The following is a 16,673-nucleotide window of genomic DNA, read 5'->3' as shown; positions in this document are numbered from 1 at the left end:
CAATCCACTAGGGTTGCTGGTTTTCTTTTTCAACATGGGTAAAAGCGTCGACGATATATTCCATCAATAAGAGCAGTTTACCAAAGAAGCTAGTGTACTGGATGTTTTGGGTGTCGTAGGGACGTTCATCGGTCACTTCAAAGGAAAAGGTCGCTAGTTGATTGGCGCGATGATCACCGTTCCCGCAAAACAAAACAGTTGGTATGTGATGTTCATTGGCTAATGCCATCTTTTCCAGCACTTTTTGTGTTTCGCCAGATTTAGAGATGGTGATCAGCATACTGATGTTCTCGATGTTGTTACTAATGATCCCACCTGAGTCAGAAGCACTGACTAATAAGGTTTTGATGCCGTTGACCAGCATTTTTTTGTGGAGGTATTCTGCCACGATCCCAGAAAAACCTGTTGCATAAATCGTAATAAACTTGTCCTTGTTTCGTTCATAGATTTCTTTGATCGCGTCGATCGTATCTGCAATACTGGCAGCGTCAATTTGGTAATCGATGGCGGCTTCAGTGATCGTCTGATTTTTCAAGCGATTCTTTAAGAAGTAAAGTAGCTCTAGATAGCCAGAAAAACCTAATTTTTGCGCAAGCCGCACGATGGTTGCGGGAGAAGTGTAGATCGCTTTAGCGATTTCTCTTAAGGGCAGTCCATCGATCGCAGCGGTATTTGCAAGCAAATAATCAAGAATTTGCAGCTCATTGTCAGTCAATTTTTTTCCTTTGATCAATACATTTAAGTCCATTGTTCGGCACTCCTTTGTCTTGTCTTCATCATACAATGAATAACGACAGAAAGTAAAATGGGAATCGCGTCATGCTGATATATAGGAAAAAGATTGTGCATTTCCTAAAAAGATATTATAATTTCTTATATAGAAAATAAAGGTGGAGAAATGATGACGCAAAAACCATATGGAACCGTACTACTAAAAGCAGCAACCATTTTAGATTATCTCGCAGAAGCGCCAAGTAAACCATTGCAAGAAATTTCAGAAGCAACGAAACTGACCCCATCCACAGCTTTGAAAATATTAGAAACGCTGCAAATGATCGGCTATGTCAAACGCGACAAAGAGAAGAATTATCGCTTAGGGTCTAAGCTGATCAAGTATGCCAATCAAAACATTCAAGAGCTTGATTTAGTGGAAATCAGCTTGCCTTACTTGGAAGCATTGCAGAAAACGGCGGATGAAACGATCCACTTAGGGGTCTTGACTGCCAATGAGATTCTTTATGTCAATAAATTGGAGCCCCACAATCAAACGATCCGCATGTCTTCAAAAGTAGGGATCACAAGACCGTTGTATAGCTCTGCCATGGGGAAAGCCGTTTTAGCGGAGTTTGATGCCCCTCAAGTGGAAGAATATTTGGCAGCAACGCCTTTAACCGCTTATACGGAAAACACCATTACGAATCAGTTGAAGTTGAAGAAAGAATTGGAACAGGCAAAAGAAAACCAAGTAGCGTTTGATGATGAAGAAATGGAACAAGAAATCTATTGCATCGGCGCCTCACTGATAAAGGATCAGGAGATCGTTGGGGCGTTTTCTATCAGCCTACCGAAATACCGCTTGACCCCAGAATACAAATCGACATTGATCGATGCGATTATTGCGACAAAACAGCAAATTGAACAAGCATTATAAACTTTTTAGTGGAAAGCCCTTGCAAATAAAAACGAGAACGGTATAATAAACGTGTAAGTTTCTTTATAATAAATACCATTTTCCAAATAGGAAATAAATGGAGGGTCTCAATGAAAAAAGTAGCGAATTTAATGAAACTAAAAGAAAGCGGCGTGATCGCTGTTGTGCGTGGCGCTTCTAAAGAAGAAGCACTACAAGCAAGTAAAGCGATCGTTGCAGGGGGGATCACTGGCATTGAGTTGACTTTTACAGTGCCTCAAGCGGCGGATGTAATCGCTGAATTAGTAGCAACCTTCAAAGATAATCCAGAGGTAGTCGTTGGTGCGGGGACCGTTCTTGATGCAGTGACTGCTCGCTTAGCGATCATGGCAGGAGCACAATATGTGGTAAGCCCAACCTTTGATCAAGAAACGGCTGAATTATGTAATTTATATCAAATCCCGTATCTGCCTGGTTGCATGACCATTTCAGAAATGAAGGACGCCTTAAAAGCAGGCGCAGATATCATTAAACTATTCCCGGGTAGTGCGTATGGACCAAGTATCATCTCGGCCTTCAAAGCGCCATTGCCACAATTAAACATTATGCCGACCGGTGGTGTCAGCTTAGACAACATGCAAGAATGGTTTGCGGCGGGTGTCGTAGCCGTTGGTGTAGGGGGGAATTTGTTAGCGCCAGCAGCAAGTGGGGATTTTGACAAAGTAACAGAAATAGCGAAACAATATGCGGCAAAATTAAAAGAGATTCGAGGAAAGTAAGATGGCAAACATTCTGACACTAGGAGAAATCATGTTGCGTCTATCGACAACGTTAGGCGACCGAATCGCCCATAGTTCGATGTTTGCTGCCCATTATGGCGGTGGAGAAGCCAATGTTGCGATCTCCTTAGCGAATTTTGGTCATCGCGTTTCTTTTGCTAGTAAAGTGCCTGAGAATGCTTTAGGAGATGCCGTTTTTCATCATTTACGAAGCTATGGCGTCGATTGTCGCCACTTGCTTCGTGGCGGTTCCCGACTAGGTACTTACTATATTGAAACCGGTATCGGGGAACGAGCAGCGCGAGTGGTTTATGATCGCGCAGGCTCAAGCTTTGCGCAAATGAAAGAAAATGAGTGGCAATCTGACCTTTTTGATGGGGTTGACATTGTTCACCTTTCAGGGATCACGCCCGCTCTTTCAACGACTTGGCAGACACTTTTACTGACGTTGATCAAAGAAGCGAAAGCAGCTGGTTGTAAAATCAGTTTCGATATCAATTATCGTGGAAAGCTGTGGACGACAGATGAAGCACGCGTCTTTTTGCAAGAAGTACTCCCTTATGTTGATTATTGCTCGGCAGGACAGTTAGATGCCCAAGTCTTTATGGATGTATCAGCTCCAACAGAGGAAGTCGAAGATGACTACTATTATCAAGAAATGCATCGGAAATACCCAAATATCCAGCTCTTTTATTCAACTAGTCGTCAGGTGCTCTCAGCAAGTCACAATCAATTGACAGGAAGCCTATGGCACAACGGCAATTATGTCGTTTCTGCTACCCATGAGATCAATCCAATCGTTGATCGCGTCGGAGGCGGCGATGCCTTTTCAGCTGGTGTCCTACATGGTCTTGTCACGAAGAAACAAGACCAAGAAATCATTGATTTTGCAACTGCAGCATCTGCTTTGAAACATACGATCCATGGCGACTGTAATCAGTTTAGCGCCAATGAGATACAAGAATTTATTGCAACAGGTTCAGGAAAAATTATCCGATAGGAGGAATAAAACATGCAACACATGGAAACACGCTATACCCATAGTCCACTTGATATTCGTCACTATAGTACCGAGGAATTACGCAGAGAATTTTTGGTAGAGAAAATTTTCAAACCAGGACAAATCATGCTGACCTATACCCACAATGATCGGATGATCTTTGGCGGAGTGACACCGACAGAAGAAGCGTTAGAAGTGCAATTAAGCAGCGAATTAGGGGTGGAATACTTCTTAGAACGTCGCGAATTAGGCGTCATCAATATTGGAGGACCTGGTGCGATCACGATCGATGGCCAAAAAGAACCAATGAAAAAACAAGACGGCTACTATATCGGCAAGGAAACAAAACAAGTCTTGTTCCACTCAGATGATCCAGCAAATCCAGCGAAATTCTATCTATCTTGCGTGCCAGCACATAAGAAATACCCAAATGTAAAAATCAGTATCGATCAAGTCACACCAATGGAGACAGGCGAGGGCTTGACATTAAATGAACGGAAAATTTATCAATACATTCACCCAAATGTTTGTGAAAGCTGTCAATTACAAATGGGGTACACGATCTTAGAACCAGGCAGTGCTTGGAATACGATGCCAAGTCATACACATGAACGTCGGATGGAAGCATATGTGTATTTTGATTTTGCCAACGAAGACACAAAAGTGTTCCATATGATGGGCAAACCAGATGAAACGAAGCATTTAGTCGTTAGTGAAGAACAAGCAGTTATTTCTCCAAGCTGGTCGATCCATTCGGGTGTTGGAACCAGTAACTACTCATTTATCTGGGCAATGTGTGGCGAAAATATCACCTATACCGACATGGATATGGTGGCAATGGACGACTTAAAATAAAAAGAAAGAGGGTTTATCAATTATGGATTTTTCAATGGATCAATTTCGTTTAGATGGTAAGATCGCATTAGTGACAGGAGCTGTCTATGGGATCGGTTTTACGATCGCTCGTTCATTAGCAGCAGCAGGAGCAACGATCGTTTTTAACAACTTGGATCAAGAATCAGTGGATAAAGGATTAGCAAACTATCGTGAAGCAGGGATCGAAGCCCACGGCTATGTCTGTGATGTAACGGATGAAAAAGCAGTCAACGAAATGGTCAAGCAGATCGAAGAAGAAGTTGGCGTGATCGATATCTTAGTCAATAATGCTGGGATCATCAAACGAATTCCGATGTTGGAGATGTCTGCTGAAGACTTCCGCCAAGTCGTTGACGTGGACTTGAACGCTCCATTTATCGTTTCAAAAGCAGTCTTACCGTCAATGATCAAAAAAGGACATGGAAAAATCATCAACATTTGCTCAATGATGAGTGAATTGGGAAGAGAAACGGTGGCTGGTTACACAGCGGCTAAAGGCGGCTTGAAAATGTTGACGAAAAACATTTGTGCTGAATTTGGTTCAGCTAACATTCAATGTAATGGGATCGGACCTGGTTATATTGCAACACCGCAAACCGCACCATTACGAGAGATCCAACCAGACGGTTCTCGTCACCCATTTGATCAATTTATCGTAGCGAAAACACCTGCTGCCCGTTGGGGTGAGCCAGAAGATTTAGCAGGACCAACTGTTTTCTTAGCTTCTGAGGCATCAAACTTTGTCAATGGCCATGTCTTATATGTAGACGGCGGTATCTTGGCGTATATCGGGAAACAACCTGAATAAAACAATCAGTAGTAAGGATGGGGACGATTGCAATCGTTCCCTTTTTTATGGTGCAACACCTAAGAAATGCAAGGCTTTAAAAGGTAGCTTGGCGATAAATGGGTTGAAGCAAAGGAATGGCAAACAAATCTTTTAGAAAGAGTGAAAAGCAAAACGCTGTGAAGGAAAATGTTCTTCGCAGCGTTTTGCTTGAGTAGCTCTTTTCAAATCAGGTAGCGTATTTATGTTAGGGGAAGATTCAACACGAACAATGAGTTTCAATCTAAAAGAACTTGTTGTGCAAGCGGTAATGGAGCATTTGTCAAACATTTGGCAACTAATTTGGCGACGGCTGTAGCACCTTGGTTATTCAAATGCGTGTTATCCGTAATGCCGGCTGGATAATTAGGGTGCTGGTTTTTTTCTAAATGAAGAAAATAGGTTTTCGCCTGTTGTGGTTCCAGTGCTGAAAAGAACCGTTGTGTTGCGGCAAAAAGATCCAGACAGACCACATCCAAGGAGGTAGCCAAAGCACGCATTGCTTCTGGGTAAGGACCGACTGCCAAAGGATCAAGTTGCTGTTGGTCCACGTAATGCAAACGAGTGATCGAGGTCAATAGGATCGGTGTCGCTTGCTGCTGGCGTGCCGTTTGCACGAAGGTTGCTAAATTATGCTGATATTCTACAGGTGTCGTACCACGACTATCTGTTTTTTGATCGTTGTGTCCAAATTGAATCAAGAGATAATCACCAGCATATAGTTCTTTTTTTGCCTGCAACAAGCGTCCTTCTTCAATGAAGCTTTTGGAGGAACGCCCATTTTTTGCCAAGTTGACGATTTGATGCTGGGGGAGATAGCGTGAGATCTTTTCACCCCAGCCCGTTTCTGGACGAGCGCTAGGCTCTTTGATCGATGCGGTGGAATCACCGACGATGACGATTTTTTCCATTGTCTTTCTCCTAAAATTTGAAGTAGTTGTTGGCGTTTTGATAACAGACATTTTCTACTAATGGTTTTAGCTGACGAAGATCAGCAGGTGCTTCACCACGTACAACGATCTCAGCAAGCCATTCACAAAAGACGCGTCGGAAATATTCATGACGGGTGTAAGACAAAAAGCTTCTTGAATCCGTCAGCATGCCGACAAAGTTAAAGATCACACTGCCGTCTGCGAATTTCGTCAATTGGTGACGCATGCCTGCGCGGGTGTCGTTATACCACCAGCCAGATCCTAACTGCAATTTATTATTGCCTTCTTGCTGGAAGCACCCCATCAAAGCGACGAGTGCATCATAGTCATTGGGATTTAAGGAGTAGAGAATCGTTTGAGGCAAATGGTCCTGCGCATCAGCAGCGTTCAATAATTTCTGCAAGCTTTGAGTCAGTGGTTGATCATTGATGCCATCGTAGCCCGTATCTGGTCCCAAGCGCTCAAACATTCGTTGATTGCAGTTACGGTACGCATGGACATGCAGTTGCATCGTCCAACCATGTTCGTGATACAGCTTCATCAGTTCAACTAGAACATTGGTTTTGAAGAACGAAACTTCGTTTTCCTCCAAAGATTCTCCAGCTAATGCTTTGGCAAAAATTGCTTCAAGGGATAACTGTTCGTCTGCAGCATACACTAAAGTATCCAGTGCATGGTCAGACAAGCGGCAGTGATGCTGGTGAAAGTAGGTTACACGGTCCCGCAAGGCTCTCAAGAAAGCATCGTAGGTAGTGATCGCGTTTTCGACACTCTTTTCGAGTTTGGTAACATAGGTAAGAAAATTCGGATGGTCGATTTGTAACGCTTTGTCAGGTCGAAAGGTCGGCAAGACCCGAAAACGTTGTTCTGTTTGGCTTAATTGGTGATGATAGTGAAGATCATCGACTGGATCATCTGTGGTGCAAACGATCTCGACGTTACTGCGAGCAATCAAAGCTCTTCGGGTAAAGTCTTTTTGCTGCAATTTTTCGTTGCATAGCCTCCACAAAGTTTCGGCGTTTTCTTCAGTAACGGGAAGATCGATCTCAAAAAATCGCTTTAATTCTAAATGGGTCCAACTGTAAAGGGGATTTCCCACCAATTTTGGCACTGTTTGACACCATGCCAAAAATTTTTCATAATCACTGGCATTGCCCGTAATCGCTTCTTCGGGTACGCCACAAGCGCGCATCAATCGCCATTTGTAATGATCACCACTTAGCCATGCCTCGGTGATAGTTTTAAACGGCCGATCCTCATAGATTTCTTTCGGGTCTAGGTGGCAGTGGTAATCAATGATCGGCAGCTCTTTGGCATAGTCATGGTATAGTGTTTGAGCAATTTCATTTGGCAATAAATAGTTTTCATTTAAAAACATGTCGGACCTCTTTTCTTTGATTATAGTGTCACGCCATTTTTAAAGATGGCGATCTCACGAACGTTGTTGGCTTCATTACGCGTCGGTTTTCCACTGGCAGTATCGATGATCGCTTGAATAAAATCTTCCAGCACGACCTCCATCGGCTCTTCCAACAAGCGACCAGCGTTGAAATCCATCCAGTGGGGTTTCTTATGATAAATCTCTTGATTCGTGGCAACTTTCATGGTCGGCACATAGGCACCAAATGGCGTGCCGCGGCCAGTGGTAAATAAGACGAGTTGACAATCGGCAGAAGCCAGTGCAGAAGCGGCAACAAGGTCGTTTCCTGGACCTTCCAGCAGGCTCAAGCCTGGCTTACGGAGTTTTTCCCCATATTTTAAGACATCGACGACAGCGGAAGTCCCAGATTTTTGGGTACAGCCTAATGACTTATCTTCTAGCGTAGTGATACCGCCTGCCTTATTGCCAGGAGAAGGATTTTCATAGACCGGTTCACCGTATGCAAGGAAATAATCTTTAAAGTCGTTGATTAGATGGAGAATTTTTTCAAAGGTGGCTTCATCTTGTGCACGCGCCATCAAGACTTGTTCAGCGCCAAACATTTCGGGTACTTCCGTCAAGACTGTACTGCCACCTTGAGAAACTAAAAAGTCAGAAAATGCCCCCAACAAAGGGTTGGCGGTGATCCCAGAAAACCCGTCGGAACCCCCACATTTTAACCCGATCTTTAGCTCACTCAAGGGAACGGCTTCTCGTTGATCCTCTTTTGCTGCTTCCAGTAATTCTTCTAATAAGCTTTCGCCGACCGCAATTTCATCGTCGCTTTCCTGTGCCACCATAAATTTGACGCGCTTTGGATCGTAGTCACCCAGGTTTTTCTTAAACTCGGGAACGGTGTTGTTCTCACAACCTAAGCCAAAGACCAAGACGCCACCGGCATTTGGATGATGCACCGCATCAATTAAAATTTGACGGGTGTTTTGATGATCTTGGCCTAACTGGGAGCAGCCGTAGGGATGTTTAAGGATCGTAATATGATCAAAAGTGCCAAGATCTGGATGATTCTTCTTGAAGTTTTCAACAATGATCTCTGCGATGCCATTGATACAACCAACTGTTGGCACGATCAGTAAATCATTACGAATTCCAACTTTGCCGTTTGCTCGACGGTACCCTTGGAACGTCGCAGCCCTTTTTGGATAACGGACGGGATGCAAATCGGGGGCATAGGTGTATGCTAAGGTACCAGAAAGGTTGGTTTTGACATTGTGGGTATGCAACCATTGGCCAGTTTTCACGTCAGCTAAGAGATGTCCAATGGGATAGCCATATTTGATCACGTCTTGTGATTGTGCTAGATCTTTGAGGGCGATTTTGTGTCCTTGTGGAATATCCTCAAAAAGGGTGATCGTTTGGCCTTCAAATGCAAGGGTCGTTTTAGCAGCTAGTGGTTTTAATGCGACTGCGACATTGTCTTTAGGGTGCAATTTCAATAGTTGCGCGGGTGTTTCTGTTAATGTGTTGGACATAAAGATTCTCCTTTATTTCAAACTTGGCTCAGGGGTGTCAATCGACGCAAGTAACTGGCGGGGTCCGTCTTGTTTTAGACATGCGCACATTTCATTGATTGTCTCTGTCATAAAGCTCAGGTCTGCATGCCAAAGTTGCTCATTTTTTAATAGAGCTGCGATCTGTTCTTCTGCTGGTAATTGTTTCACTTGCTGAAATATGGTTGTCACTAGCTCATCATCTTGAAAGGGTCGTGTGAGATAGAAAGTCAGCAATCCTGCCAGTGCGGCAGTGATTCGTTTTGGTACCTGCTGGTTTTGTTGGACATAACGACTTAAGACTGGTTGAAGACGCGCACGGAATTTTGAGACGCTGTTTAAAGCGATCGATTGCAGCTGATGCTTCACATAAGGATTTCTGAAGCGCTCTTTGATTTGGTCCGCATAAGCTGCAAGCTGCGCTTTAGGCAAATCAAGCATTGGAATCAACTCTTCCTGAAAAAGACCATCTAAAAAGGCTGCAAATTCACGGTCGTTCATTACTTCTTCAACGGTTTCTAAACCCGCTAAAAGACCGAGGGGAACCATCGCCGTATGAGGACCATTTAATAAATGTACTTTTTGTTCACGGTAAGGAGTCATATCTTCTGTCACGATCACATTCAACCCAGCTTCTTGCAAAGGGAGCTTTTCGGCTACGCCGTTTCCTTCGATCACCCATAGCATAAAGGGTTCCGCAGTGACCATTACGGCATCCTCATAGCCAAGAACCTCTTGGTATTGTGCCACTTTGTCGCGAGGATATCCTGGAACGATCCGATCGACTAAGCTGCAGCAGAAGGTGTTTTCTTTTTCTAACCAGTTGACGAAGTCTGATTCCAAAGACCATAATGCGGCATATTGTAAGACGATCTCTTTTAGTTTTTCCCCATTCCGATCGATCAATTCACAAGGAATGATCAAAAATCCCTTTTTTCGTAGTTGAAAACGACGATACAAAAGAGCGGTCAGTTTTGCGGGAAAACTTTGGGGAGGGGTATCGTGTAAGGTATCCTCTGGGTGAAACGCAATACCTGCTTCCGTCGTATTAGAAACGATGATCTCAAGTTGCTCGTCTTCGGCTAATGCAAGATAGTCTTCCCATTGCTGATAAGGATTCAGCACTTGATCGATGGTGGAGACGACTTCAAATGTTTGAGATAAAGCGCCATCGACAAGTCCTTCTAAGATAACGGTGTAGAGATTTTCTTGTTGTGCCAACAGCTCTTTCAAGCCGTGATCAATCGGCTGTACCACAACGGCACTGCCGTTAAAAAGACCTTGCTTGTTCATTTGCTGCAGCTGCCAGTTAAAAAAGCCCCGCATAAAATTGCCTTCCCCGAATTGAATCACTCGGGCTGGATAGGTTTGATGGGGTTGTTCGGTAATTTTTTTCATAGAATCCTCCTTAAAAAAATATATATATGCACACGTTAACATTTTTGCGTAAGCGCTCTTGAAAACAAGAGGCTTACAGCGATTGACGAATGATTAACGAGGTATCAAAGAAATGTTGTTTCTCAACTACTTGATTGGCAAATGCCTGCAACAGCAGGGTTGCTGCCAATTGACTCATTTCATAGACTGGTTTGCGGATCGTTGTTAATGGGGGATACGTATAGGGAGAAAAAGAACTATCATCAAAACCGATGATGCCTATCTCCTCTGGGATCTTTCGTCCTGCTTGATGACAGGCATTGATCGCACCGATCGCCATATCATCATTGGCGCAAAAAATCACTTCAGGTGGTTCAGGTAAAGCGAGTAGTTGCTGGGCACCCAGCTGACCGCTTTCCAACGAGTAGTCGCCAGCTACGAAGTATTCTTTCGGGCAGACAAGCTGCTTTTCTTGAATCGCTTTCATAAATCCTTTGCGGCGCTCTCTAGCGGAACCAAAGGAAGCGATCCCTTCGATCATGGCGATCTTTCGAAAGCCTTGTTCAAGCACATAGGTGATCATTTGATAGACCCCTTGGGCATCATTACTAGTGACATTCATCAAGGTTGCATCCTGCAATTGACGATTCAAAACGACGATGGGAATGTTTTTCTTTGAAAGAGCAGCGATAAAACCGTCATCACGATCGCTTTGACTCATCACGATCGCTCCATCGAGGCGATTCGGCTCTTCATCAAATGTATCGGATTGCAATAATTCATGAACCGCCAAAGTATATTCGGATGGTAGGGTATCACTGATTCCTTTGATCACTTCGACTAAAAAGCTATCGGAAGTACCAATGGATAGATGAGAAAAATAAAGACCAATGATATAGGATTTTTGATTCACTAGACTTTTGGCATTGACATTGGGCACATAGTGTAAAGATTCAGCGATGGCTGCGATCTTCTTTTTTGTTTCTGGCTTAATTAATGGGCTATCGTTTAGCGCACGAGAAACAGTTGTATGTGAAACACCAGCGACTTTGGCGATATCTTTGATCGTAACCATAGAAAACCTTCTTCCTTTTTGCTTGATTCAAGCATAGCTTGTTCCCACGAGAATGTCAATACACCAAGGATGCACACGTGAAACATTTTTCAAAATAACATAGGAACTTTTTCTGGGATGTGCTAGTATAAAAGAAGATAGTCAGGTAATGGGAGGGAGTCTATGAAATTCTTTTTAAGCTATCATCAAACGTCCAACTTGTTTTATAAAATATTTATTTTGATTTTTCTAATTGGTAGCGCTTTAATAATTGGGTTTAGTGGGGTCATTTATCATCGAACGTATCAAAACATTCAAGAAACATTTTTGCAAAGTCAACATAATTTGGTCAACCAAGTCAAAGAAAATCTGGATCAAAAAATTCAGATGGTGGAGTATGCCTTTTCTACATACAGTAGCACACAAAGCTTTTCCGATACGATGGAACAGCCGTTTTCTGTGACGAATTATCGACAAGTACGAGAGATCAATTCACAACTGGCTTACATTGGTGTGATGGGGATCGAAAACGCCAGTTACCAATTGGTGAATTTGAACCAGCATTGGAAAATCGAAGAAGGCTCCTTAAAACAAATCGATGATACTGAATTCGCTGCTTTTCAAGCGTTGATCGACAACCAACGCTACTTGTATTGGTTGCCAGAAGATGGCTATTTAAAAATGGTGATGACGCTGCCTGTGTTTCGACAGGAAACCACTGCTTTGGGGATCGCTGAAATCCAAGACCATACCATTGCGCAGTTGGTGGCAGATCATGACGATTCCTTTTTGAATATTTTTCATGCAGACGGACAACTGCTTTTCGATAATGGTGAAGTGATCGATTCTGCCTTACAAGAAACAATGATTGCAGCTGCCCACGGCGATGGCATCTTCACTGACAAAGAAAACAATAAGTATGTGGTCACACAATCGGATTACAATCAGTGGTATCATGTGATCCGCCTGGCGCCTGCTAGCGTTTCACAAGCAATCCGTGAATTAAGAAGCGGTTTGATCGTGATTGGCAGTCTTTTGATCATCCTCTTTTTATTAGTATCCTATCGCATTGCGATCGTGGCTACCTCACCCATCAATCGGATCGGTGAGCTTTTAAAGCCCAAAAAACAAGGTCAGAAATTAGAAGTCAATCAGTTGATTTCCGATATCGACCAGGTCTTACATCAAAACCACGATCTCGCCGTCAAAGTCGAGCATCAAAAGCCCGAATTAGAATCCTTGTTTCTATTAAACTTGTTTCGCGGCTGTATCTCAGAAGAAGATATTCACTTAAAACTGTCACAATTTGGGTATGAAGTATCCAAAACAGAACACTTTGCCGTATTACTGATTCAAATCGATGATTTGTGTGGACGAGAAACAGCGACTATTGATATTTTCTTGCTTGCCATCGAGAATCTCGTTTCTGAGATCATTCCAGCAAATTTGCGTTTTCAACCAATCATCTCCAGTCAAGAAACCCAAGGAACGATTTTAAAGCTTCCTGAATCAGTTGACCAAAAACAAGTATTGACCTATTGTCAAAAGATCCATCAAGCGGCAAAAGATTACTTGAAAATCAAAATAAGTTGTGGGGTCTCACAATCCTACGACCGCCTCGTAGAAACCAAATTAGCGGTTGATAACGCCAAAGAAGCCTTGCACTATCGAATGAATTTAGGGGAAGAAGTCATTATCTTTTTTGACGACATTGCAGCACAATTAGACAATAATGCGATCGTTCAATACCCTAGAGAAGCAGAAAGCACCTTTTTGGATGCGATGCGTAGTGGGGAACTAGCGACCATCAAAGCGAGTTACACGGAAGTCGTACGGGAAATCATTCATGAAAACAAAAATCCGTTGACGATTGAAAGTGCCTTGTTTAAGTTGATCAACAGTATCGTTCAGCTAGGGCAACTTTTAGGAGCGGATCATACCAGCTTGCAGAATAGTCGTAAAGTTTATCAATCCGTGCTCAACCAAACTATTTTGTTCAAAGTTGAGCAAATCATCTATCATGAGTTAGTTTTACCTATCGTTGAAACGACACAAGCCAAAACAGATCGAGAAATTCGCTCCTTGTCTGAAAAGATGGTCTTGATCGTACACCAACAATACGATCAAGATCTCTCCTTAGATAGCATTGCTGAACAGCTACATTATAATGCCAATTACTTAAGTAATGTGTTTAAAAAGGAATTATCCATCAATTTTGCCGATTACTTACAAAACTATCGGTTGCAAATCGCCAAAAAATGGTTGCGGGAAACGGATATGACGATCAAGGAAATCGCAGCCAACCTTCAATATACCAACTCTCAAAACTTCATCCGCTTTTTCAAAAAGAAAGAACAGATGACCCCTGGAGAGTATCGCAAACGATCCAAAGACTAAAAGAAAAAAGCGCTTTTTGATCGTTGATCAAAAGCGCTTTTTTCTTTGCTGCCTGTTGGTTACCCTTTGACGGAACCAACCATTGCACCTTTCACGAAATACTTCTGGACAAATGGATAGGCGATCAACATTGGCAGAGTCGCAACGACGATCACGGCCATTTTTACGGATTGTGCTGGGGGGACAACATCGACACTAGCGGCATCAGCGTTCATCCCGCTGGAGACGATCACGATTTGTCGAAGGAGCACTTGGATCGGCCATTTCGCTGAATCATTGATGTACAAGATCGCTGATTGATAAGTATTCCAATAACTAACAGCGTAGAACAAAGAGATCGTCGCAATCGATGGTAAGGAAAGGGGTAAGATGATACGGAAAAAGACGCCCCAATCAGAGCAACCATCCATTTTTGCGGATTCCTCTAAACTATCAGGAATCCCTTGGAAAAAGTTTCTCATAATGATCATATTATATGCACTGATGGCGCTCGGTAAGATCAATGCCCAGAGAGAATCGATCAAGCCGAGGCTTTGTACCAAAATAAAACTTGGGATCATCCCACCGCTAAACAACATGGTAAATACGACAATAAAGTTGAAGATGCCGCGTCCATGCAAATATTTTCTCGAAAGAGCATAGGCCATAAAAGAGGTCAAGATCATTGAAAGAACCGTTCCGACGATGGTCACGAAAAGGGAAACACCAATACTCGTAAAAATCGTGGGTGTCGAGAGAATATACCGGTAAGCATTTAAGCTAAATTCACGTGGGAGAATGATAAATGTTCGTGTCGCGATCTCAGAAGAAGAAGCAAAGGAGCTTCCGAGAATGTTTAGAAAAGGTAAGAGACACGTTAAGGTGAAGAGTAGTAGAAAGCCAATAATAAATCCTTGAACGACCCGTTCACTTTTCGGGCGGTTCGTTTTTTTCAGGGTTTGTTGCATAGAAAAAACCTCCATCTTTTTTTACTTAAATAGGTACTTCCAACGTATCATGAGGCGGGGACAACGTATATAATCACTTTTACATGTTAAAAAATTCACAATAGCGATAAACGTTGATAAATCAAGGATTTTCCAATTCGATTGAGAAATAATCCTAAAAAATGTATGCCTTTTCAAAGCTGAGAAAATGATTATATACGTTATCTTTTTTTCACGCTACCATGGGACTATCAAATCAAAAAAATTCGGAGGAACAAGTATGGAAACAAAAGTTGATAATTACTTCTCACCACTTAATGAAGAAGAACAGCGGCTGCGGCTGAAAAAGAAAAAATGGGCGCAAATCAGAAAAAATCGTGCCCTCTATATTATGGTATTGCCGGGGATTTTATATTTTCTTATTTTCCGTTACATACCGATGGGCGGTTTGGTCATCGCTTTTCAAGACTACCAACCATTCTTGGGGATCCTAGGAAGCCCCTTTGTTGGCTTCACTCATTTTATTCGGCTCTTTACTGAAGATACCTTCGTGATGTTGATGCGCAATACACTGATCATGTTTTTCTTAAATATCACGATTTCTTTCCCTTTTCCTATATTATTGGCACTTATGCTAAATGAAGTAAACAATCGCCGTTTGAAAAAAGGGATTCAAACCATCATTTATTTGCCTCATTTTATGTCGTGGGTCATCGTTGTTTCCATCTTCTATGTTTTATTAACGACAGAAGGTGGTGTAATCAATAACATGATCGAAAGTCTTGGTGGCGAACGTATCCCGTTTCTAACAAGCCGCACGTGGTTGCGTCCAATGTACATTTTCCAAGATCTTTGGAAAGGTGCCGGTTGGGGGACGATCGTCTATCTAGCCGCTATTACCAATGTTGATGAACAGCTTTATGAAGCTGCGGATATGGATGGGGCTGGCAAGCTACGAAAAATGTGGCATATCACATTGCCTTGTATTCGTCCAACGATCGTAACCTTATTGATTTTAAAGATCGGTTCGATCTTAGATATGGGCTTTGAGCATATGTTCTTGTTGATGAACTCAATGAACCGTGAAGTTGCCCAAATCTTTGATACCTTTGTCTATACCGCCGGGATTCAAAATGGTCAATTGAGTTACTCGACAGCTGTTGGGCTGTTTAAAGGACTTGTTGGCTTGATCCTCGTTATCTTTGCGAATCGTTTGGCGAAAAAAATTGGCGAAGACGGGATTTATTAAGAAAGAAGGGATCACATGACGATCGAAAAGATCACGAAAATCAACGAAGGATTACTCGCATTTTTGACGCTGATCGCACTTCACTTTCTTTGGCTCAGTGTGACTCTCCTGGGAGGGGTCCTCTTTGGCATTGGCCCTGCGTCGTATGCCATGATGAAATATTATGATCGCTGGCTTCGTCTTCATGAACGACCACCTTTGATCAAAAGTTTTTTCTACTATAGTAAAGAACGGTTCCGACAATCGGTGCTGATCAGTTGGTTGTTTCTGATCATTGCAGCGATCGTGATCACCAACATATTTGCGCCATTTCCATGGTTTATCCAAGTAGCGAATTTCCTCTTTTTGATTGCGTTTCTCTTTTTATTCATGCACGTGTATACCGTCATGGCAGCCACCAACTTTGTGACCGTGTTTGAGATCCTGCGGGGGAGTGTGTTGTTAGGTTTAGGCTATCTGCATTATTCGATCATAAGTTGGACGATTTTGATCGTTGGCTATTTAGTCCTGGGTAGTTATTTCTTGATCGGCCTCTTTCTGATGGGTAGCAGCTTAGTTGGTGGTGTTTTTGCCATTGCTGGTAAAAAAATTCTTCAAGATATCCACCCAATTGAAACAGATCAGGTGGTTTCAAAAACGGCATCGACTACGGAGCAAACCGTTGCCAGCAAAGGAGATGAGGTCATTATCTAAAGAAAA

At 42.7% G+C, this 16,673-nt stretch carries 15 protein-coding genes; 8 read left to right on the top strand and 7 right to left on the bottom strand.

The features are described 5' to 3' along the window. Positions 1 to 7: 7 nt before the first annotated feature. Positions 8 to 748, bottom strand: a complete 741-nt coding sequence (locus tag IGI76_RS09845) for a MurR/RpiR family transcriptional regulator (RefSeq protein WP_167822031.1) — start codon at positions 746 to 748, stop codon at positions 8 to 10. A 150-nt stretch (positions 749 to 898) separates the two neighbouring features. Here IGI76_RS09845 and IGI76_RS09840 point away from each other — a divergent pair, with 150 nt between their 5' ends. The 5 genes from IGI76_RS09840 to IGI76_RS09820 all read left to right on the top strand — a co-directional run bounded on the left by IGI76_RS09840 (position 899) and on the right by IGI76_RS09820 (position 5,093). After that, positions 899 to 1,651 (top strand): IclR family transcriptional regulator, encoded by a 753-nt coding sequence (locus IGI76_RS09840; protein ID WP_026008086.1) that lies wholly within the window; start codon positions 899 to 901, stop codon positions 1,649 to 1,651. 110 nt (positions 1,652 to 1,761) lie between these two features. Next, positions 1,762 to 2,409, top strand: coding sequence for a bifunctional 4-hydroxy-2-oxoglutarate aldolase/2-dehydro-3-deoxy-phosphogluconate aldolase (locus IGI76_RS09835; protein WP_438781466.1), 648 nt, complete (start codon positions 1,762 to 1,764; stop codon positions 2,407 to 2,409). Between the two features lies 1 nt (position 2,410). Next, entirely contained in the window at positions 2,411 to 3,409 is a 999-nt protein-coding gene (locus IGI76_RS09830) for a sugar kinase (RefSeq protein ID WP_142973237.1), read from the top strand. A 12-nt stretch (positions 3,410 to 3,421) separates the two neighbouring features. Further along, positions 3,422 to 4,264, top strand: coding sequence for a 5-dehydro-4-deoxy-D-glucuronate isomerase (gene kduI / locus IGI76_RS09825; protein ID WP_333719300.1), 843 nt, complete (start codon positions 3,422 to 3,424; stop codon positions 4,262 to 4,264). Positions 4,265 to 4,286: 22 nt separating this feature from the next. Next, on the top strand, positions 4,287 to 5,093 hold the full coding sequence (locus IGI76_RS09820) for a gluconate 5-dehydrogenase (protein WP_438781463.1): 807 nt from the start codon (positions 4,287 to 4,289) through the stop codon (positions 5,091 to 5,093). A gap of 257 nt (positions 5,094 to 5,350) precedes the next feature. On the opposite strand, the gene IGI76_RS09815 is transcribed toward IGI76_RS09820, so the two are convergent. The 5 genes from IGI76_RS09815 to IGI76_RS09795 all read right to left on the bottom strand — a co-directional run bounded on the left by IGI76_RS09815 (position 5,351) and on the right by IGI76_RS09795 (position 11,423). Then, positions 5,351 to 6,022: a rhamnogalacturonan acetylesterase gene (locus IGI76_RS09815; RefSeq protein WP_016621185.1), complete on the bottom strand. Its 672-nt coding sequence runs from the start codon at positions 6,020 to 6,022 to the stop codon at positions 5,351 to 5,353. Positions 6,023 to 6,032: 10 nt separating this feature from the next. Continuing rightward, complete coding sequence (gene uxaC / locus IGI76_RS09810) at positions 6,033 to 7,421, bottom strand: glucuronate isomerase (protein WP_086295511.1); 1,389 nt, start codon at positions 7,419 to 7,421, stop codon at positions 6,033 to 6,035. A 20-nt stretch (positions 7,422 to 7,441) separates the two neighbouring features. Beyond that, on the bottom strand, positions 7,442 to 8,953 hold the full coding sequence (locus IGI76_RS09805) for a UxaA family hydrolase (RefSeq protein WP_142964784.1): 1,512 nt from the start codon (positions 8,951 to 8,953) through the stop codon (positions 7,442 to 7,444). A gap of 12 nt (positions 8,954 to 8,965) precedes the next feature. Next, complete coding sequence (locus IGI76_RS09800; protein ID WP_151195044.1) at positions 8,966 to 10,369, bottom strand: tagaturonate reductase; 1,404 nt, start codon at positions 10,367 to 10,369, stop codon at positions 8,966 to 8,968. A gap of 73 nt (positions 10,370 to 10,442) precedes the next feature. Further along, positions 10,443 to 11,423, bottom strand: a complete 981-nt coding sequence (locus tag IGI76_RS09795; protein ID WP_005229927.1) for a LacI family DNA-binding transcriptional regulator — start codon at positions 11,421 to 11,423, stop codon at positions 10,443 to 10,445. Positions 11,424 to 11,585: 162 nt separating this feature from the next. Between IGI76_RS09795 and IGI76_RS09790 the strand changes: the two genes are divergently transcribed. After that, a complete protein-coding gene (locus tag IGI76_RS09790) occupies positions 11,586 to 13,799 on the top strand; it encodes a helix-turn-helix domain-containing protein (RefSeq protein ID WP_311902413.1) in 2,214 nt (737 codons plus the stop codon). 59 nt (positions 13,800 to 13,858) lie between these two features. Here IGI76_RS09790 and IGI76_RS09785 read toward each other — a convergent pair whose 3' ends face one another. Further along, the gene (locus IGI76_RS09785; RefSeq protein ID WP_333719298.1) at positions 13,859 to 14,746 is read right to left on the bottom strand and encodes a carbohydrate ABC transporter permease; all 888 of its coding nucleotides are present in this window, start codon (positions 14,744 to 14,746) and stop codon (positions 13,859 to 13,861) included. 259 nt (positions 14,747 to 15,005) lie between these two features. Between IGI76_RS09785 and IGI76_RS09780 the strand changes: the two genes are divergently transcribed. After that, positions 15,006 to 15,974, top strand: coding sequence for an ABC transporter permease (locus IGI76_RS09780; RefSeq protein ID WP_005229934.1), 969 nt, complete (start codon positions 15,006 to 15,008; stop codon positions 15,972 to 15,974). Between the two features lie 15 nt (positions 15,975 to 15,989). Further along, positions 15,990 to 16,667, top strand: a complete 678-nt coding sequence (locus IGI76_RS09775) for a YesL family protein (RefSeq protein WP_333719297.1) — start codon at positions 15,990 to 15,992, stop codon at positions 16,665 to 16,667. Positions 16,668 to 16,673 lie beyond the last annotated feature (6 nt).

This window comes from Enterococcus sp. DIV2449a, assembly GCF_051711225.1.
Classification (GTDB): Bacteria; Bacillota; Bacilli; order Lactobacillales; family Enterococcaceae; genus Enterococcus_D; species Enterococcus_D casseliflavus.
Note: the sequence above shows the minus strand (reverse complement) of the source record. Positions and strands in the feature narration are given on the sequence as shown.